A 19,541-nucleotide genomic window follows, 5' to 3' on the forward strand; every position below is an offset into this window, starting at 1 on the left:
CCCGCATTTCTCTCGGCACCGAGTCACAACCAGAATCATTATGGCCACTCGCAACTCCACCTCATCCACCGCCGCAGAACCTACCAAGCTGCGCCAGACGCAGGCAGAGTATTCGGCGGCACGCCCGATGGGCGAGCCCGGCATCAAGCCGATGCTGTCGAGCTCCAAGATGTATGTCTGCAGGCGCTGTCAGGCCAATTTCAAGACCGGTGATGGCAAACCCGACCCGCGACTGCGTGGCCTCGGCAAGTGCAATGCCTGCCTCGGGGTGGTACCGGCCGCCGCCTGAACCGATGATCTGACAGCGTCGACCAGGCGCTGAACCCGGGCCCGCCTGCGTCCAGGCGTCAGCGGGCCCTCGGCTTGATTGCGCCGCACTCGGCCGCGAGCCACTTGCCCTGCTGGGTCATCTGCATCCGCTCGGGTTTGCCGTCGACGACCGTATTGAGCGTGAACTCGCCGTCGTAGGCGGTCGGGCTGAGCATGCGGACGCTGCCTTCGCCGCTCGACGGCGGATTGCCCTTGCACTGGAACGATACCTGCCAGGTGTTGCCGCTGCGCTTGACGTTCTGTGTGCAACCCTCCTGCGGCGGCAGCGAATCGCGCTCGACGTCCTCCTTCGTCATGCAGACCTTGACGGTATTGCCGCTGGGGCCGATGCCGACACCCTTGTCGGCCATCATCTTCTCGATCATCTTGCGCTGATCGGCCGGCATCGTCGCCAGCTGTTGCTGCATCTGCGCCATCGCCGCGGCGACCTGGCCGCCGTCCTTCACCGTCATCCGGTGCTCCCACAGCCCCGGACGCAACTGCATGTTCTGCGCCGAGGCGCCCCCCGCGACCAGCAGACCGCAGGCGACGAGCGCAGCCATTCCGAATCGTTTCATTCCAGCCTCCGTGAAGCTTTGCAGACCCGCCGAATTTACTCCGGACCTTGAGCAGACCGTAACCGGCGCAGCCGCCGTCCGCCAGCGCAAAAAATCCGTGCTCGAAGCGCCGTCGGCGAATCCTCACCGAAGCACACGGCCGGCGGATGTGACTCTTTATATCAAGCAGCCACCGCGGATCCGGCTCCGCCGGTCCGCCGGTGGCGCCCCCCTGGGGGGGAGCGGCGACGCCGCAACGGGGGGGAGCCCTATTTCGTCCCGAACAGCCGGTCCCCCGCATCGCCGAGGCCAGGGACGATATAGCCGTGTTCGTTCAACTGCCGGTCGATCGCGGCGGTGAAGACCGGCACGTCGGAATGGGCGGCCTGGAAATTTTTCAGGCCTTCCGGTGCGGCCAGCAGGCAGACGAAGCGGATCGACTTCGGCCGCGTCTCCTTCAGCCGGTCGACCGCCGCGACTGCCGAATTGCCGGTCGCCAGCATCGGGTCGAGCACGATCGCATCGCGCTCGTGCATGTCCTGCGGCATCTTGAAGTAATACTCGACCGCGACCAGCGTCTTCGGGTCCCGGTACAGGCCGATGTGGCCGATCCGCGCGCCCGGCACGACATTCAGCATGCCGTCGAGAAAGCCGGCGCCAGCCCGCATGATGCTGACGAAGACGGTTTTCTTGCCGTCGATCACCGGCGCATGCATCGCCTCGAGCGGCGTCTCGATCTCGATCAGCTGCGTCGGCATGTCGCGGGTGACCTCGTAGGCCATCAACATGCTGATCTCGTTGAGCAAGCGGCGGAAACTGCTGGTGCTGCGGTTTTTTTCCCGCATCAACGTCAGCTTGTGCTGGATCAGCGGGTGGTCGACATGGGTCACTGGGGCAACAACGGTCATCGGCAGGCTCCGGCGGGTGGGTTGATTCAGAAAACGGTGCCGTCGCTGTCGATCAGCAGCGGCGGCGCGCCATCACGCAGCTGCCGCGCCAGTTCGCGGCCGGCCGCCCAGGTGCCGCCTTCGAGGATGCAGGCCAGCGGCAGCTGCTCGGCGCTGCGGTTCAGGCGCTGCCGCGCCAGCGGCGCCAGTTCGTCGAGCAGGCTCACCGTCAGCGCCCGCCATTCGACGATGAATTCCTGCTGCGGCAGCCAGCGCCGCTGCAGCTGGCGCGGATCGCGCGCGACGATGACGCCGCCGTCCAGCAGCAGCCCGCCGTTGCGGTACTCCGGCAGGCCGGTCAAGGCATCGAGCCGCTCGACCTCGAGGCCGGCCCAGCGCAACGGCTCGATCAGCGAATAACTCAGCCACTGGCTCAATTTGTGAAACGGCACCAGACCGTCGGTCGTGCCATGGCGGCCGGCCAGACCCGACTCACCACCTGCCCACGGATGGGGCCAGACGTCGCCGAGCGGCACGCCGTGCAGGATGCTGCCGTGGCGCCAGGCCGGCGCCATGATGTCGAGCACGGCGCGCAGCACCTGCTCGGCGCCGACGCTGCGTGCCGCGCCGGCGGCTTCGTCGAGCATCTCGTACAGGATTGCAGGACGCGCATCGGCCGAGCCGGCCGCTCGGGCGGCCAGCGCATCGCCGAGGCGGTTCAGCAGCGCGACCCGGCCCTCGAGGCCGACCAGCGGATTGTCCGGACGGACCTGGAAGGCCTGTTTCAGCGCGGCCACCTCGAGGCGTTGCAACGCGGCCGCATCGACCCGAAGCGGATCGTCGGCTGCCGCCGAAAACAGGCCCTCGGAAAACGCGTGCCAGCTGGCGACCGCAAGGCCTTCCGAACGACTGAAGGTCTGGCCGCTGTCGGCCTCGATATAGAACCAGCCGGGCCCGGCGCCGGCATCGAGCAGCACGCTGACAAATGTCAGATCGATGTGGGCGTGCGCCCTGCCTTCGATGCTGCGTTCGGCCAGCCGCGCATCGAGCTGCGACTTGCGATCGATGCCGCCGGCGCTGAAATGCCGCCAGCGGCTGTGCAGCGGAATCTGCAGATCGGGATAGGCCGCCAGCGTGACCGCGGCGACCCGCTCTGCCACCGCGTCGAGGCGGCTGCGGTCGATCCGGAAATGCGGCGACCTGTCTTCGCTGACCGCTGCCGTGATCGACGCGCAGCGCTCGCGGATCGTCGCTGCATCACGCAGCACGTCGATCGCATCGCGGCCGTGGCGCGGCGCGTCGCCGGCGTCGCTCGGGGTTTCACTCAAGGCCACGCCCCTTCGTCGATGCCAGATCGGCACCGGTCGGCACCGCGCCGTCGGTGAAATAGCCGGCGGCGATCTTCGCCTCGATCTCGACCTTGGCGTCGGCCGGAACCAGTTCGTCCGGAATCTTGACCCGCGTGCCGACCTCGATGCCACTGCCGGTGATCGCGTCGTATTTGTCGTTGCTCATGCTGACCAGTCGGTGAATCTTGCGGATGCCGAGCCAATGCAGCACATCGGGCATCAGTTCCTGAAAACGCATGTCCTGCACGCCGGCGACGCATTCGGTGCGCAGGAAATATTTGTCGGCACTGTCGCCGCCGAGCTGGCGCTTGCGCGCGTTGTAGACGAGAAATTTCGTCACTTCGCCGAGCGCGCGGCCCTCCTTGCGGCTGTACGAGATCAAGCCGACGCCCCCGTCCTGCGCGCCGCGGATGCATTCCTCGATCGCATGGGTCAGGTAGGGACGGCAGGTGCAGATGTCGGAGCCGAAGACATCCGACCCGTTGCATTCGTCGTGCACGCGTGCGGTCAACGTGACCGCCGGATCGGCCAGATCGCGCGGATTGCCGAAGATATACAGCGTCTGCCCGCCGATCGGCGGCAGGAAGATCTCGAGGTCGCTGCGCGTGACCAGCTCCGGGTACATGCCGCCGGTTTCCTCGAACAGCGCGCGGCGCAGACTGCCTTCGTCGACCTTGAATCGCTTCGCGACGCCGGGCAGCCACCAGACCGGCTCGACGGCGATTTTTGTGACGGCCGCCGAGCTGTCCTCGAGCAGGATGCGGCCATCGACCTGCAAGCGCTGGAAGGCCAGCGCCTGCTTGATCTCGGGCAGGTGGATGTGCGCCTTCGTGACGGCGATCGTCGGCCGCACGTCGTAACCCTGCGCCAGGAAGTCGGCGAAGACGTTCTGCACCGATGCGCCCCAGGGGTCGATAGAGACGATCTTCTCGGCGTCGCACCATTGCGGGTGCGGGCCGATCAGGTCGGTCGGCGCGGTATCGGTCAGGTCGGCGCGATGCCCCTTGACGAGGCTGCCGGCGGCCACCGCGAGCGCGCGGTAGACGCCATAACTGCCGCTGTGGCTGCCGATCACATTGCGCTGGCTGCGATTGGTCGTCGTGCCGACCACCGGGCCGCGCTCGGCCGCACTCGGCGCACCCCAGACGATCGCCGGCGCGCCGCCGCTGCCCTGCTGGCCGGGATGCGAGGTCAGCCGGATATGTTTGCTTGGAACGGATTCAGACGCCATGTACAGACTCGTATTCGAAGCGAAGCACCAACTGTAGGCCTTTGCGAGCGTCCGCGTGGATCATCGTTCACCCTTGCGATAGGGTTTCATCAAGGCCTGCGGATATGAGGCGCGGCGCGCGACGAGGATCAGCGCCAGGATGCTCAGTGCATACGGCAGCATCAGATAGATCTGATACGGCAGCTCGATCCCGAATACACCGGTGCCGGACTGCTGCAGCCGCAATTGCAGCGCGTCGAAAAATGCGAACAGCATCGCGCCGAGCAAGGCCTTGCCGGGCCGCCACGATGCAAAGACGACCAGCGCGACGCAGATCCAGCCGCGCCCGTTGACCATGTTGAAGTAGAAGGCATTGAATGCGGCGAGCGTCAGAAAGGCGCCGGCGACCCCCATCAACGCGCTGCCGGCGGCAATCGCACCGGTGCGCACCGCCGCGACATGGATGCCCTGCCCCTCGGCGGCGAGCGGGTTTTCGCCGACCATGCGCACCGCCAGGCCGATCGGTGTGTGGTTCATCACCCAGGCCAGCAGCGGCACCAGCAGCAGCGCGAGCAAGGTCAATGGCGTCTGCGCATCGAGCACCGGCAGCGGCAGCCAGTCCATTTCGGCAAACGGCTCGATCGTCGGCGGGCTGTCGACCTTGGGGAAACCGACCCGGTAGGCATAACTGGCAAGGCTGGTCGCGAGCAGCGTGATGCCCAGGCCGGCAACATGCTGCGACAGCGACAACGCGACGGTCAACCCGGCATGCAGCAGGCCGAACAGCAGGCCGGTCAGCGCCGCGACCAGCACACCGGTCCACAGGCCGGCACCAAGGTAGACGGCGAGCCAGCCGCTGAATGCGCCGGCCACCATGATGCCTTCGATGCCGAGGTTCAGCACGCCGGCACGTTCGCACAACAGCACGCCGAGCGTGCCGAGGATCAGCGGCGTCGCGATGCGCAGCACCGCGACCCAGAACGGCGCGCTGGCGATCATCTCGGCAACTTCAGCGAGCATGCCTTGGGCCTCGCAGCACGATGCGGTAGTGGGCGAACAACGAGGCGACCAGCATGCTGAGCAGCGACACCGCAACGATCACGTCGGCGATGTAGGTCGGCACATTGACGGCGCGGCTCATGTCGTCGGCGCCAACCAAAATGCCGGCAATGAAGATTGCCGCGGCGACGACACCGAGCGGGTTCAGCGCCGCCAGCATCGCGATCACGATGCCGCTGTAGCCATAACCGGGCGACATGTCGAGCGTCAGATAACTGGCACGTCCGGCGACCTCGATTGCACCGGCCAGGCCGGCGAGCCCGCCGGACAGCAGCGCGACGACGACGGTGGTGCGCAGCACCGGCACGCCGGCAAAACCGGCCGCCCGCGGATTGGCGCCGACCGCCCGGATCTCGAAGCCGACCGTCGTGCGGTTCAGCAGCAGCCACAGCAGCACCGCCGACGCCAGTGCCCACAGCAGGCCGCTGTGCAGCCGGCTGCGCGGCACCAGCTTGTCGAGCAGCAGATCGCCCTGCAGTTCGACGCTCTGCGGCCAGCCCATCGCCGCCGGATCCTTCATCGGCCCGTCGAGCATCAACGACACCAGCAGCAGCACGATGAAATTGAGCAGCAGCGTCGTCACGACCTCGTCGACACCGAGCCTGGCCTTCATCAGCGCCGGGCCGAGCAGCAGCAGCGCGCCGGCGGCCGCAGCTGCCAGCATCATCAACACGAACAGCAACCACGGCGCAAGCGCAAAACCGGCACCGTCGTTGACGCCGGCATGTGCGCCACCGACCGCGACGGCCGCCAGCGCGCCCGCATACAGCTGGCCCTCGGCGCCGATATTGAACAGCCGCGCGCGAAAGGCGACCGCGACCGCCAGGCCGGTCAGGATCAGCGGCGTTGCGCGGGTCAGCGTCTCGGTCCAGGCAAACCGCGAACCGAATCCGCCTTCGAGCAGCGTCGCATAGGCGCGGCCGACCGGCGCGCCGGCCCAGACGACCAGCAAGGCGGTGACCAGCAGCGTAAAACCTACCGCGATCAGCGGTGCTGCCCATTGCAGCGGCCGCGAAGTGCTGGCGCGCCGCTCAAGAAACATCAGCCGCCTCCGTCGCAGGATGGCCACCAGCCATTGCCATGCCGATCTCGCTCAGTGTCCATTGCGCGCGCGGCCGCGCCGGCACCAGCCGGCCCTTGTGCATCACCGCAATGCGATCGGCAATCGCGAAGATCTCCTCGAGGTCCTCGCAGATCAGCAGCACCGCCGCACCCTGCGCGCAGGCATCGAGCAGGCGTTGATGGACATAGGCCACGGCGCCGACATCGAGCCCCCAGGTCGGCTGGTCGGCGACGACGAGCACCGGTGCTCTCGTGTCGCTTGCGTCGGCGCCATGCGGCGCCATCAGCACCCGGCCGAGGATCAGCTTCTGCATGTTGCCGCCCGACAGGCTGCGTGTCGGCGTCGCGACACCCTGGCCTTCGGTGCCACGGACGTCGAAATCGGCGACGATGCGGCGAGCATGGGCCTGCGCCGCGCGCCGCCGGACCCAACCGGCGCGTGCAAAACCGGCACCACGGTAACGCTCGAGGATGGCGTTTTCCCACAGCGGCAGGTCGCCGACGACACCGGTCGACTGGCGGTCTTCGGGGATTCGTGCGACGCCTGCAGCGACCCAGTCGGCCGGGCGCGCCGGCATGCTGCGGCCGCACAGACGCACCTCGCCGGCGTCGAGTCTGCGCAGGCCGAACAGCACTTCGGCCAGCGCCTGCTGGCCATTGCCGGACACGCCGGCGATTGCCAGCACCTCGCCGCTGCGCAGCGTCAGGTCGACGCCGTCGAGCAGCAGCCGCCCGCTGGCGCCCCGGACCTGCGCCGCGCGCAGCTCGCAGACCACGGTGCCGGCAACCGCGCTGCGCCGCTGCGCCGGCGCCACCGCGCGCCCGACCATCAGTTCGGCAAGCTGCTGCTTGTCGGCCCGGTCTACCGCAACGCAAGCCACCAGCCGCCCGGCGCGCAGCACCGCAATGCGGTGCGAAATGCGCAGCACCTCGTCGAGCTTGTGGCTGATGAAGATCAGGCTCAGGCCTTGCGCGACCAGCTTGCGCAGCGTCTCGAACAGCGATTCGACCTCGCCCGGCGTCAGCACCGCAGTCGGTTCATCGAGGATCAGGATGCGTGTGCCCTGCCGGCCGCCGGCCGACTCGCCGCCTGCCATCAGGGCCTTCAGGATCTCGACGCGTTGCCGCTCGCCGACCGACATGCTGCCGATCAGCGCATCCGGATCGACCTGCAGCCCGAAGCGGCCTGCCGTCTCGAGCAGCCGCGCACGCGCCGCGCGCTTGCGCGAGAACGGTTGCCACAGCGGCTCGCTGCCCAGCATCACGTTGTCGAGCACGCTCAGGTTGTCGGCCAGCGTGAAATGCTGGTGCACCATGCCGATGCCGGCGGCCAGCGCCGCCTGTGCCTGGCCCGGCCGCAGCCGTTCGCCGAATACCTCGATCTGGCCGGCGTCAGCCCGGTAGTGGCCGAACAGGATCGATACCAGCGTGCTTTTGCCGGCGCCGTTTTCACCGAGCAGCGCGAGCACCTCGCCGCGCCCGAGTTCGAGCGAGATATCGTCGTTGGCGACCAGTTCGCCGAACCGCTTGCTGATGCCGGACAGGCGCAGCGCGGGAGGCTGCCGCGGCTGCTCGGCCGGCACTTATTTGCCGCCTGTCTTCGGCTGCGAATCGTCGACCTTGACGGTGAACTTGCCGTCGAGAATCTCCTGCTCGCGCCGCTTGACCTTGATCATCAGATCGGCCGGCACCTTGCCGGCAAAGGTGCCGAGCGGCGCCAGTTCGCTGCCCTTGTATTTCATCATCGAATATTTGCCGTAGTCCTCGGCCTTGAACTGGCCGGCCTTGACGTTCTTGATCGCCAGGTCGATCGTCGGCTCCATGTTCCACAGCGCCGATGCAACGACGGTTTCCGGATATTTGTCCTGCGTGTCGATGACGTTGCCGATCGCGAGCTTGCCGCGCTCCTTTGCCGCATCGCTGACGCCGAAGCGCTCCGCGTACATGATGTCGGCGCCCTTGTCGATCATCGCGAACGCCGCCTCCTTGGCCTTCGGCGGGTCGAACCAGCTGTTGATGAAGCTGACGGTGAACTCGACCTTCGGATTGACTTCCTTCGCGCCGGCCATGAAGGCATGCATCAGCCGGTTCACTTCCGGAATCGGATAACCGCCGACCATGCCGATCTTGTTCGTCTTCGTCATGCCGCCGGCGATCATGCCGGTCAGGTAGGCAGGCTCCTGGATATAGTTGTCGAAGACGCTGAAATTCGGCGCCTGCGGCTTGCCCGAACTGCCCATCAGAAAGCTCAGCTTCGGATAATCCTTCGCGACCTTGCGCGCCGCCGACTCGACGGCAAACGATTCGCCGACGATCAGCCGATGCCCGGCCTCGGCATAACCGCGCATCACGCGTTCATAGTCGGCATTGCTGACGTTTTCGCTGAATACATACTCGATCTCGCCCCGCGCGACCGCCGCCTTCAGCGCCTTGTCGATGCGGCTGACCCACTGCTGCTCGACCGGCACGGTATAGATCGCGGCAACCTTCAACTTGTTCTGCGCCAATGCGGCAGGCGCAAGCAGCGACGCAGCAAGCGCCGCGGCTGCGGTCAACACGACGGTCGTGCGGCGAGACGTGATCATGGCAACTCCTGTTCAATGTCTGGGTGGCAGGGTGGAACGGGACTACAGCGCGAGCGACGACTGTAGCGGCTGCATCGGCGCTTGCAAGAGGCGGGCCCGGTGTTCTGGATGGCTCCGGTCGAGAACCGAGCGGCGTGACAGTGGCGCTCTTCGAAGAAGACCTCGGTGGCGGCGACGAGGACGTTGGGCGGCCGCCGGACGCAGGTAAAGGAGGAGCCGGCAGCCGTCAGGCTGCCGACGGGGGACACGGAGTCAGATGGCTGCCCGCGGCCTCGTCCACGCGCGGCTTTCGCAAGCAAGTGGCGCTGACCGGAGCCAGCAGAGGCGACCCCACTAAAATCGACGCCCAACCCCCACCCGCGAAGACCATGTCCGATCCCACCTCGTCAGCGCTGTCGCCGCTGACCGCCCTCAGCCCGCTCGACGGACGTTATGCCGCCAAACTTGCTGCGCTGCGGCCGTTGCTGAGCGAATTCGGGCTGATGCAGCGCCGGGTCGAGGTCGAGGTCGAATGGTTCATTGCGTTGTCGGATGCCGGCTTTGCCGAGTTCAAGCCGCTTTCGAAAACCTCCCGCGAGATGCTGCGCGGCAAGGTCGCTGCGTTTTCGCAGGCCGATGCACAGGCGATCAAGGACATCGAGAAGACCACCAACCATGACGTGAAGGCGGTCGAATACTGGCTGAAGCGCCAGTTCGAAGGGCATGCCGATCTGCTCGCCGCAGCAGAGTTCGTCCACTTTGCCTGCACCAGCGAAGACATCAACAACACCAGCCATGGCCTGATGCTGAAGGCCGCGCGCGAGCAGGTCGTGCTGCCGGCGCTGGACCGGCTGGTCGACAAGCTGACACAGATGGCCGAGGCGATGGCCGACGTGCCGATGCTGAGCCGAACCCATGGCCAGACGGCGAGCCCGACGACCGTCGGCAAGGAGATCGCCAACGTCGTTGCGCGGCTGGCTGCTGCCCGGCAGCGGATCGCCGGCGTCGCACTGCTGGCGAAGATGAACGGCGCGGTCGGCAACTACAACGCGCACCTGTCGGCCTATCCGGATTTCGACTGGGAGTCGTTCAGCCGAGGTGTCGTCGAGCAGCAGCTCGGCCTGAGCTTCAACCCGTACACGATCCAGATCGAGCCGCACGACTACATGGCCGAGTTGTTCGATGCGGTGACGCGTGCCAATACGATCCTGATCGACTGGTCGCGCGATGTCTGGGGCTATATCAGCCTCGGCTTTTTCAAGCAGCGCACGAAGGCCGGCGAGGTCGGATCGTCGACCATGCCGCACAAGGTCAATCCGATCGATTTCGAGAATGCTGAAGGCAATTTCGGCCTCGCCAATGCGCTGCTGACGCACCTGAGCCAGAAGCTGCCGATCAGCCGCTGGCAACGCGACCTGACCGATTCGACGGTGCTGCGCAACATGGGTGTCGCGCTCGGTTATGCGGTGCTCGGCTACGACAGCCTGGCGCGCGGCCTCGACAAGCTCGAGCTGAACGAGGCCAACCTCGCCGACGACCTCGACGGTGCCTGGGAAGTGCTGGCCGAACCGATCCAGACGGTGATGCGCCGCTACGGCCTGCCCGAGCCCTATGAACAACTGAAGGCCTTCACCCGCGGCCAGCCGATGACGCGCGAGCTGATGCAGGGGTTTGTCGAGAAGCTGGCGCTGCCGGAGCAGGAGAAGCAACGGCTGCTGGCACTGACGCCGGCCAGCTATATCGGCAAGGCAGCCGAGCTGGCGCGGCGCGTGCGCAGCGACAGCCGCAACTGAATCAGCGGCCGAAACCGAGGGATCGCATGACTTTCATCGAACAACTGGCAAAGGCGGAAACCATCAACCAGTCGCTGCTGTGCGTCGGGCTCGACCCGGACCCGGCGCGTTTTCCCGGTGCCTGGCAACACGATGCCAACCGCATCTTCGATTTCTGCGCGACGATCGTCGATGCAACCCGCGACCTGGTGCTGGCGTTCAAGCCGCAGATTGCCCACTTTGCCGCGCACCGCGCCGAGGAGCAGCTGGAGCGCTTGATCGCCCACATGCACCGCGTCGCGCCCGACGTGCCGGTGATCCTCGATGCCAAGCGCGGCGATATCGGCAGCACCGCCGAGCAGTATGCGGTCGAGGCCTTCGAGCGTTACCAGGCCGATGCAGTGACGCTGTCGCCATTCCTCGGCTTCGATTCGATCGAGCCCTATCTGCGCCACGAAGGCAAGGGCGTCTTCGTGTTGTGCCGCACCTCGAACCCTGGTGGTGACGATCTGCAGGCACGCAGGCTGGCCGGTGCAGGCGATGGCGACGGCGAGATGCTTTACGAGCTGATCGCCCGGCTGGCGTCCAGCGAGTGGAACCGAAATGGCCAGCTCGGTCTGGTCGTCGGTGCGACCTATCCGGCGGAGATCGCGCGGGTCCGTGAGCTGGCGCCGCAACTGCCGCTGCTGATTCCGGGCGTCGGCGCGCAGGGTGGTGATGCCTTGTCAACGGTGCGCTCCGGCTGGCGCGGCGATGCGGGCCGCACGACGGCGCCGATCGTCGTCAATTCATCGCGCGCGATCCTCTATGCCAGCCGCGGCAACGAATTTGCCGAAGCGGCGCGTGCCGCTGCGATCGCGACCCGCGATACGCTGAACGCCGCACGCCGCTGAGGAGATGGGCAAGCCGCTCCGCGGCTGGGTAGCTCACGCCAGCGGCAGGTCGCGTATGCGGCGCCCGGTCAGCACGAACAAGGCATTCGCGACCGCCGGCGCAATCGGCGGTGTCGCGATCTCACCGACGCCGGCAGGCGGCCGCTCGCTGGCGATCAGATGCGTCTCGATGACCGGCGTCGCGGCGAGCCCGAGCAGCGGATGTTCAGGAAAATTGCGCTGCTGCACGACGCCGTCGACGACATCGATGCGGCCGAACAGCGCCGCGCTGAGGCCGAAGATCACGCCACCCTCGAACTGCTGGGCAACGATCTCCGGATTGACGACGGTGCCGATATCGGCGGCAACGACGACCCGATGGACGCGCGGCAGCTTGTCCTGCAACGACACCTCGGCGACCTGCGCGACGATGCTGCCGTAACTTTCGTGCAGCGCAACGCCGAGCGCATGGCCGCTCGGCAGCTTGCGCTGAGCGGTACCGATGCCGGGCCAGCCGGCGCGGTCGGCCGCCAGCCGCAGCACCGCCGCATGACGCGGCGCCTGGCTCAACAATGTCAATCGATACTGCACCGGGTCGTCGCCGGCCGCGGCCGCCAGTTCGTCGATGAAACATTCATTGAAAAAGGCGTTGTGCGAATGGCCGACCGAGCGCCAATAACCGACCGGGATACCGCTGCGTGTTGCGACATGCGTGACACGGTGGTGGGCAATCTCGTACGGGCTGTTGATCAGGCCCTTGCTGCTGGTCTGGTCGGGCAGCTCGAAACGGGTCGCCAGCGCCGGCAGATTGCGCTCGATCCAGCGCGGCGTGATCGCATCCCCGGCGCTCGTCATCCGCACCGCCATCGGCATGCCGTCGGCATCGAGATCGGCCTGCATCACCGCCACCGTGGCCGGCCGATAGACATCGTGGCGGAAGTCCTCCTCGCGCGGCCAGATCAGCTGCACCGGCGCGCCACCGCAGTCCATCGCGACGCGAACGGCCTGGCCGACCACCTCGGTATCGAGCCGGCGACCGAAGCCGCCGCCGAGAAAGCTGACGTGCAATCTGACCGCCGACTCATCGACACCGGCGACCCGCGCCGCCAGTGCGCGCGCCAGCCCCGGCACCTGCGTCGGCGCCCAGACCTCGACGCGTCCATTGGCAACCCGCGCGGTCGCATTGACCGGCTCGAGCGCGGCGTGGGCAAGATAGGGCGTTCGATAAATCGCGAGCAGACGGCGCGCACCGGTGGCGGCGACCGAGTCGACATCGCCGCGGTCCAGCCAGACCTGGCCTTCACCGCTGGCCGCAGCGCCGACCGCGCTGAATTCGAGCGTGCGCAGGATCTCCTGTGAATCGGGCTTGCCGATCGTTGGCGCCTGCCATTCGATCGCCAGTGCCTGCGCACCACGCAGCGCGTGCCAGTGGCTGATACCGACAACGGCGATCGCCGGCGGCGCGCCGGCGATCGGCCCGAGCCTGACGACACGAACGACGCCTGGGCGTCGCAGTGCCGCATCGGCATCGATTGCGCCAGGGCTGCCACCGAACATCGGCGCATGGCTGACGACCGCGAACAACTGGCCGGGCTGGCGTTCGTCGATGCCGAATACCGCGCGGCCGTTGGCCTTGATCGCCGCATCGGTGCGCGGTGCCGGCGTGCCGATCAGCTTCCACTGCGAACGGTGTTTCAGTTCGACGCTGCCGGTCGGCGTGATCGGCGCGACCTGGGCAAATGCCTGGTAGGGCGCGTTCTGACCGGAACGGTGCCGGATCACGCCGTCGACGACGCTGAATTCGGAGACCGGCAGACGCCACTCGAGCGCAGCCGCATTCAGCAACTGGCTGCGCGCGGTCGCCGCGGCAAGCCGCAACACATCCCAGGCATCGGCCACACTCGACGATCCGCCGGTCAGGTTGATGCCGATCTCGCGCGACAGCTTGGTTGCGAGGTGGCGCCGCAGCCGAACCGTCAGGCCTTGCTGACCCGGCTCGCGCGCTTCCCCGGACAACATGCCGGCCACAAAGGCGGCGACATTGCCATAGATGGCATCGTGGCCGGCCGGTATCAGCCGCACCCGATGCAGCGGCACGTCGAGTTCGTCGGCAACCAGCATCGCCAGTGCGGTGTGCACGCCCTGCCCCATCTCGCTGCGATTCATCGCCAGCAGCACATTGCCGTCACGATCGAGTTTCAGCCATCCGTTCAGCGCGACAGCATCACCGGGCGAGGCAAGCAATGCCGGCGAGCCGAGTCGATTGCGCGGTGGCAGCACCGACCAGCCGACCAGCATTGCGCCGCCGGCAGCCAGCCCACTGAGCAGCCAGATGCGACGGTTCATGTCGTGACCACGTTGCCGCCGCCGCCGGCGCGCGGCGCACGGTTGTTGTCCGGCGTCGACGCGCCGCGCATCAATGCCGATGCGCTGTGGATCGCGGCCCGCACCCGCGGATAGCTGCCGCAGCGGCACAGGTTGGTGATCGCGGCATCGATGTCGGCGTCGCTCGGACGCGGATTGCGCTTCAACAGCGCGGCCGCAGCCATCAGCATGCCGCTCTGGCAATAGCCGCATTGCGAGACCTGGTGCAGTTCCCATGCCCGCTGCAGAGGATGCGGCGAAGTCCGGCCGCCGAGCGCCTCGATCGTCATCACCGGCTGCCGGCCGACCGCCGACAGCGGTGTCACACAGGAACGAACGGCCTTGCCGTCGAGGTGCACGGTGCAGGCACCGCAGGCGCCGACGCCGCAACCGTATTTGGTGCCGGTCAATCCGAGCAGGTCACGCAGTGCCCACAGCAGCGGCAGGTCGGGCTCGGCCAGCCCTGCGGGCAGTTCGACCTTCTGGCCGTTGAGAAGAATGTCCATCGATCGAGTTCGGGGTTCGCCGGCGGCGGGCCGACACGGCCCGCCATCCGATCGCGAGGACCACGATAACGCCTATCGGCGGATCGCTGCGAGCCCTTTTGTGCGCGGCCGGTGCAACCGTGCCGTCAGTCCGTGGCTGCGGTTTCTGCGGCCAGCCGCAGTTCGGTCGCCACCGCGCCGGCGCGATCGGCGCGCGCGCGCAGCGTCAGCAGCGTGCCCGCCGGTGCGCGGACAATCCATTCGCAGACGGCGCGATCGGCAGTCACTTCGCGGCTTGGCAGGAATGCCTGCAGGCTGTGTTTGCCGCCATGGCCTTCGAGGTGCGGCCCCTGCTCGCGGCGCTTGCCACGCAGCAGTTCGACCGCGGGCTGGTCGGCCCAGTCGATTTCGAACAGCAGCCCCCGAACCACCTTGCGCGCCAGCGCATGTTTGCTGATATAGGCCGGCAGATAACCCGCATTGGCGACGACGAAGCGGATCTTCCAGGTATCGGGCCCGAGTGCCTCGACCTCGGTGCGCAGCAGTTCGAGTTTCGGCAGGCTCAGCGCGAGCTGCGTCATCCAGCCCGGAAAACGCGCGGCTTCGCGCTCGCGCAATTGCGGCGGCGGATTGCGCCAGAAATTCATCCGGTCCCAGCCGCCGATCTCGACCTTGCCGAGTTGCGGATGGTCGAACGGCTTCCAGTCGACATGGGCCTGGCCGCCGCAATGTTCATCGCTCCAGCGCAGCAGCTTCAGGTCGTCCTCGACCGGATGTTCGCGGTACCAGTGGATCCACGGGTAGTCGCTGATGCCGGCTTCCTTGTTCGGCGCCCACATCTCGACGACCCAGAACAGGGCGCCGAGGTGCTCGTAGACCCAGTCCTGCGTGCCGGTGATGATTTCCTTCGGGTGGTATTTGAATTCGTGCCAGATGCTGACGGTCGGATAACCGGTCAGCCTGGTTCCGATCTCGCTGAAGCGCTTGATCGACCACAGGTCCTCCGGGATCATGTCGTCATCGCTCATCGTGCCCATCGGCCGCAGGATCACGCCGCTGTGCGTGTGGTAGCTGATCGCCGCGCCGATGTTCGGATGCTTGACGAAGAAGTCGACCATCGCGCGCACTTCGGGCTCGCTCGCCGGATACGGGCCGGCGCCGACCTGCTCGGCCTCGTGCCGCCAGCCGGCCGGGAAATTGCGATTCAGGTCCAGGCCTTCGAGGTCCGGATTGACGCGGATCGTCACGCCATCGTCGTGCAGCAGCCGGCCCTCCGGGATCATCCGGTAATACTCGCCGCCGAATTCACCCGGATCCCGCGGGATCATCAGCCGCGGATCGGCCGGGCACTTCTTGTGGCTGCCGTGTGGATCGGGAATGCGCATCAGCAGGATGCGGCCGTCGCCGTCGATGTCCTCGACCACCAGGCCGTCGACCGGCTGCTCCTCGTACGGATAAGGCCGTGTCGACGAGCGGATATGCCGCGGCCGGTCGGCCAGCGCGAGCTCGGCGCCATCCGGATTGAGCCGCGGGCACAGGTAGATCGTGCGGGTATCGAGCAGCTGCGTGATGCGGCGCCCCTCGTCGTCGCTGCCGCCGTAATGCTGCAACAGATGATGCAGGTAGTAGAGGATCGCGGTGCTGGCAGTCAGCTCGGCGGCATGGATATTCCCGTCGGCCCAGAACGCCGGCTTGTCGGTATCTGCGCCGGTTGCACTCGAGGTCAAGGTGACGAGCCAGATCTCGCGGCCCTCGTGGCTGCGCCCGAGCGAACCGAGCTGCATCAGGCCGGGACGCGCCGCAGCAAAGTCCTGCAGCAGCCGGCCCATCTCATCATGGCGGTAGAAGCGCGAAAAATCCGGCGTCGGCAGCGCGGGCAGGTCGACGTCGGTCTGGTCGGCAGTGGAGCTCATGGCAGTCGAGAGGTGGACGAAGCGGGCGATTGTCGCGCCACCGCGGTCATCGCGCCGCCGAATGCCGCGCCTCGGCTGTTCAGCGGCTCATCCGCCGCTTGCCATCGGCGAACTGCGGCTGGAAAAAGCGCGAGACCTGCAGCAGCTTCTGCCGCTCGCGCAGCGAGACGACCATCGTTTCACTGTCGAGCCGGCGTGCATCGGCGATGTGCCGCTGGTTGACAACGGCAAAGCGGTTGATCTGCACGAACTGCGCCGGATCGAGCTGCACGACCAGTTCCTTCAACGGCATCTTCAGCAGCGACTCGCCCTCATCGGAAACGACCCGCGTGCCGCGCGAGTCGGCCTCGAGGTAGACGACCTCATCGACCGGCAGCACGCCATGGCTGGTCTCGATCGCCCGCACCGGTGACGGCCGGCGCAGCTGATTGGCCAGCTTGTCGAGCAACTGGTGCAGCGACGGCAACCCGGCCTGCTGCTGCGGCGACAGCATGGCCTGCACGCGCGTGACGATCTCGGCAATCCGGCTCGCATCGAGCGGCTTCAGCAGGTACAACACATCGCCTGCGTCGAAGGTCGCCAATGCACGATCGTTTGACTCGGCGAGGAAGACGATGCGCGTGCGGTCGCCGATCCGTCGTGCCAGCTCGATGCCGGTCAGACCGGGCATGCGCATGTCGAGGAAACAGACCGCTGGTTCGTATTCGAGGAAGGCGTCCCAGGCATCGACGCCGTCAGCGGCCTCGATGACCTCGAGCTCGGGCCAGATTGCAGCCAATGCACGCACCAGCCGCCGTTTGACGGTACGGTCGTCGTCAGCGACAACGGCCCTGATCAGCTGCTTCCCGTTGCTTGTCGTCATGTGCGATGCGACGTCATGCCGATACGTTCAACGTATCGGCAGTGCGGTCGATGTCGGCGCTAGAAGCTTGCGTCCGGCGCAGTCTCGCACTCAAGACAACGGCAGCGGCGCACCTGAAACAAAGACTTTCAATTCAGACGGTTTGAAAGCAGTCCATGCCTCGTTGCTGGTAAGCGGTTCGGTCGCGATCACCGCGACGCAATCCGATGGCCGCGTCTGCTCGGCGAAATTGATGCTGAGGTCTTCGTCCTGCAATTGGGCCTGGCCGAACGGTTGCGTGCGCACCAGGTAATGCAGATGGGTCGTCGCATGCGCCCACAAGGCCTGGCCATTGCTGAGCAGGAAATTGAAGGTGCCGTGTGCTGCGGCCTGCGGCACCAGTTCGCGCAGCGTCATCGTCAGCTCTTCGATCGTCGGCACGCTGGCGTGTGCCTTTGCAAGTTCCTGCATCAGCCAGCAGAAGGCGCGTTCGCTGTCGGTATCACCGACGGGCCGGAACGAAGCGTGCAGGCGCGGTGCATAGTCGACCAGATTGCCGTTGTGTGCGAAGACCCAGTACCGCCCCCACAGTTCGCGGATGAACGGATGGGTGTTCTCCAGCGAAACCGTGCCCTGCGTCGCCTTGCGGATGTGGCTGATGATGTTGTCGGAGCGGATCGGATAACGCCTGACCATGTCGGCCACCGGCGAGCCGATGGCGCTGGCCGGGTCGACGAACAGCCGCACGCCGCGCTGCTCGAAGAACGCGATGCCGAAGCCGTCCTTGTGCTCTTCGGCGCGGGTCGAGAAGCCGGTCAGGCTGAACACCAGGTCGGTGGGCGTATTCGCATTCAGACCGAGCAACTGGCACATCGAATCTTCTCCGTCTTGGAACGGCCGCTCAGCCGCGCTCGAAAAACAGCCGCATCAGGCTGCCGACATTGATCAGGTTGTCGGGCATGTAGGTCTCGTCGAGGACACCGGCCATCCGCTGCAGACGCGACGGGCTGCGCCGGGCGCTCCAGACCAGCAGATCGACCAGCCACGGATGGCGGTTGACGACATTGGCACGATCGTAGACCTGGTACAGCGGTTGCAGCGCACGCACCTGCTGCTCGTAGCGGGCGCGGATGGTTTCATCGTCGGTTGGCGCCTCGGCCGCATCGATCAGCGTGCGCGCGGCGAGCATGCCGGTCTCCAGCGCCTTGCCGATGCCCTCGCCGGTGAAAGCAAAGGTGCTGCCGGCCGCTTCTCCGGCAACCAGCAGCCCGGGTCGTGAAAGATCCGCACCGGCCAGCGAACAGCGCAACGGTGCGCCCTTCAGCTCACCGACCCAGCTGCCGCTGCCGATCAATTCTCCGGCCGGCGGATAGGCATCGGCGAAGCTGCGCAACATTGCGCGCAGGTCGATGCCGGCCATCGCGGTCGGGCTGCCACCAATGTTGTCGTCGCGTTGACCATGGCTGTGCGCAACACCGACGCCGATGTTGAACAGGCCGTCGCCACACGGAAAGATCCAGCCATAACCGCCGCGCAGGCTCGGGTGCCAGGCCACTTCGAGTGCATCGACGCGGTCGGCCAGCGCCGGGTTGTGCAGATAGCCGCGGATCGCGACCGCCGACGGCGCGCGCCGCCGGCACATGCCGACTGCCTGCAGTGCCTGCGGCACCGCGCCGGTCGCGAGAATGGTCCATCTGGCGCGGATCTCGCGCTGCATGCCGTTCGCGTCGACACGGGCGCCGACGACGCGCTGGCCGGCGTGATCGTTGCCATGGATCGCGGCGCTGAAGCGCAGCGGCGCAAACATCCTCGCGCCGGCAGCGGTTGCGGCGCGGCACAGGATCAGGTCGAGTTGCTTTCGCGGCAGCACCGCGAGCTGGCCAGGCACATCGATGCGCCCGCCCCGCGGGCCGATCGCCGCGACATGATTCGCACGGCGGCCAGCCAGCAGCACCTCGTCGAGCACGCCGAGCCGGCGCAGCGCGCGGTGCGCATCGGGAATCAATCCGTCACCACAGACCTTGTCGCGCGGAAAGGCCTGCCTGTCGATCATCACGACATCGAAGCCGGCGCGCGCCAGCAACTGGGCTGCCGCGCTGCCCGCCGGGCCGGCACCGACGACCAGCACATCGCAGTGCGACGGCAGCTCGTCGAGCGGCCGGTTCAACCGGCCGGCATCGGCGTTGGCGGATTCAGGGGTCATCAACACGCAGTGCACCACCCGGCGCGAACAGCAGACAAGCCGGCGAGCATAAGGCAAGGCTGATCATCGGTGGCACGCCGCCGAGCCACCGCCG

General features: G+C 66.8%; 17 protein-coding genes. 3 read left to right on the forward strand and 14 right to left on the reverse strand.

The window, feature by feature from the left end; all coding sequences use genetic code 11:
- Positions 1–40 precede the first annotated feature (40 nt).
- On the forward strand, positions 41–289 hold the full coding sequence (locus tag ACNH6H_RS09555) for a hypothetical protein (protein ID WP_418317268.1): 249 nt from the start codon (positions 41–43) through the stop codon (positions 287–289).
- A gap of 58 nt (positions 290–347) precedes the next feature.
- Here the strand turns inward: ACNH6H_RS09555 and ACNH6H_RS09560 are convergent, their stop codons facing one another.
- From ACNH6H_RS09560 to ACNH6H_RS09595, 8 genes are all read right to left on the reverse strand, one after another.
- On the reverse strand, positions 348–887 hold the full coding sequence (locus ACNH6H_RS09560; protein WP_418317269.1) for a DUF3617 domain-containing protein: 540 nt from the start codon (positions 885–887) through the stop codon (positions 348–350).
- A gap of 248 nt (positions 888–1,135) precedes the next feature.
- Positions 1,136–1,774, reverse strand: a complete 639-nt coding sequence (upp, locus tag ACNH6H_RS09565; protein WP_418317270.1) for a uracil phosphoribosyltransferase — start codon at positions 1,772–1,774, stop codon at positions 1,136–1,138.
- Positions 1,775–1,800: 26 nt separating this feature from the next.
- Positions 1,801–3,081 (reverse strand): DUF1688 family protein, encoded by a 1,281-nt coding sequence (locus ACNH6H_RS09570; protein ID WP_418317271.1) that lies wholly within the window; start codon positions 3,079–3,081, stop codon positions 1,801–1,803.
- Positions 3,074–4,333 carry a GTP cyclohydrolase II gene (locus tag ACNH6H_RS09575; protein ID WP_418317272.1) on the reverse strand — a complete coding sequence of 420 codons (1,260 nt, stop codon included), beginning with the start codon at positions 4,331–4,333 and terminating at the stop codon, positions 3,074–3,076. The genes ACNH6H_RS09570 and ACNH6H_RS09575 overlap by 8 nt, the downstream gene beginning before the upstream one ends.
- A gap of 60 nt (positions 4,334–4,393) precedes the next feature.
- Positions 4,394–5,332 (reverse strand): ABC transporter permease, encoded by a 939-nt coding sequence (locus ACNH6H_RS09580; RefSeq protein WP_418317273.1) that lies wholly within the window; start codon positions 5,330–5,332, stop codon positions 4,394–4,396.
- Positions 5,322–6,413, reverse strand: a complete 1,092-nt coding sequence (locus ACNH6H_RS09585) for an ABC transporter permease (RefSeq protein WP_418317274.1) — start codon at positions 6,411–6,413, stop codon at positions 5,322–5,324. The genes ACNH6H_RS09580 and ACNH6H_RS09585 overlap by 11 nt, the downstream gene beginning before the upstream one ends.
- The gene (locus ACNH6H_RS09590) at positions 6,403–8,016 is read right to left on the reverse strand and encodes an ABC transporter ATP-binding protein (RefSeq protein WP_418317275.1); all 1,614 of its coding nucleotides are present in this window, start codon (positions 8,014–8,016) and stop codon (positions 6,403–6,405) included. The genes ACNH6H_RS09585 and ACNH6H_RS09590 overlap by 11 nt, the downstream gene beginning before the upstream one ends.
- The gene (locus ACNH6H_RS09595; protein WP_418317276.1) at positions 8,017–9,018 is read right to left on the reverse strand and encodes a BMP family protein; all 1,002 of its coding nucleotides are present in this window, start codon (positions 9,016–9,018) and stop codon (positions 8,017–8,019) included.
- 368 nt (positions 9,019–9,386) lie between these two features.
- Between ACNH6H_RS09595 and purB the strand changes: the two genes are divergently transcribed.
- The gene (gene purB, locus ACNH6H_RS09600) at positions 9,387–10,790 is read left to right on the forward strand and encodes an adenylosuccinate lyase (protein WP_418317277.1); all 1,404 of its coding nucleotides are present in this window, start codon (positions 9,387–9,389) and stop codon (positions 10,788–10,790) included.
- Between the two features lie 26 nt (positions 10,791–10,816).
- The gene (gene pyrF / locus ACNH6H_RS09605; RefSeq protein ID WP_418317278.1) at positions 10,817–11,662 is read left to right on the forward strand and encodes an orotidine-5'-phosphate decarboxylase; all 846 of its coding nucleotides are present in this window, start codon (positions 10,817–10,819) and stop codon (positions 11,660–11,662) included.
- Between the two features lie 33 nt (positions 11,663–11,695).
- Here pyrF and ACNH6H_RS09610 read toward each other — a convergent pair whose 3' ends face one another.
- The 6 genes from ACNH6H_RS09610 to ACNH6H_RS09635 all read right to left on the reverse strand — a co-directional run bounded on the left by ACNH6H_RS09610 (position 11,696) and on the right by ACNH6H_RS09635 (position 19,447).
- A complete protein-coding gene (locus ACNH6H_RS09610) occupies positions 11,696–13,987 on the reverse strand; it encodes a molybdopterin cofactor-binding domain-containing protein (protein ID WP_418317279.1) in 2,292 nt (763 codons plus the stop codon).
- Positions 13,984–14,511 carry a (2Fe-2S)-binding protein gene (locus ACNH6H_RS09615; protein WP_418317280.1) on the reverse strand — a complete coding sequence of 176 codons (528 nt, stop codon included), beginning with the start codon at positions 14,509–14,511 and terminating at the stop codon, positions 13,984–13,986. Before ACNH6H_RS09615 ends, ACNH6H_RS09610 begins: the two co-directional genes overlap by 4 nt.
- Positions 14,512–14,636: 125 nt before the next feature.
- Complete coding sequence (locus ACNH6H_RS09620; RefSeq protein WP_418317281.1) at positions 14,637–16,403, reverse strand: M14 family metallopeptidase; 1,767 nt, start codon at positions 16,401–16,403, stop codon at positions 14,637–14,639.
- 79 nt (positions 16,404–16,482) lie between these two features.
- Positions 16,483–17,265, reverse strand: coding sequence for a LytR/AlgR family response regulator transcription factor (locus ACNH6H_RS09625; RefSeq protein WP_418317282.1), 783 nt, complete (start codon positions 17,263–17,265; stop codon positions 16,483–16,485).
- Positions 17,266–17,355: 90 nt separating this feature from the next.
- Positions 17,356–18,117 carry a class II glutamine amidotransferase gene (locus tag ACNH6H_RS09630; RefSeq protein ID WP_418317283.1) on the reverse strand — a complete coding sequence of 254 codons (762 nt, stop codon included), beginning with the start codon at positions 18,115–18,117 and terminating at the stop codon, positions 17,356–17,358.
- Positions 18,118–18,145: 28 nt separating this feature from the next.
- A complete protein-coding gene (locus ACNH6H_RS09635; RefSeq protein ID WP_418317284.1) occupies positions 18,146–19,447 on the reverse strand; it encodes an NAD(P)/FAD-dependent oxidoreductase in 1,302 nt (433 codons plus the stop codon).
- Positions 19,448–19,541: the final 94 nt, after the last annotated feature.

Origin of the sequence: Pseudideonella sakaiensis (genome assembly GCF_048320135.1) — a bacterium.
Taxonomy (GTDB): Bacteria; Pseudomonadota; Gammaproteobacteria; order Burkholderiales; family Burkholderiaceae_C; genus Ideonella_A; species Ideonella_A sakaiensis_A.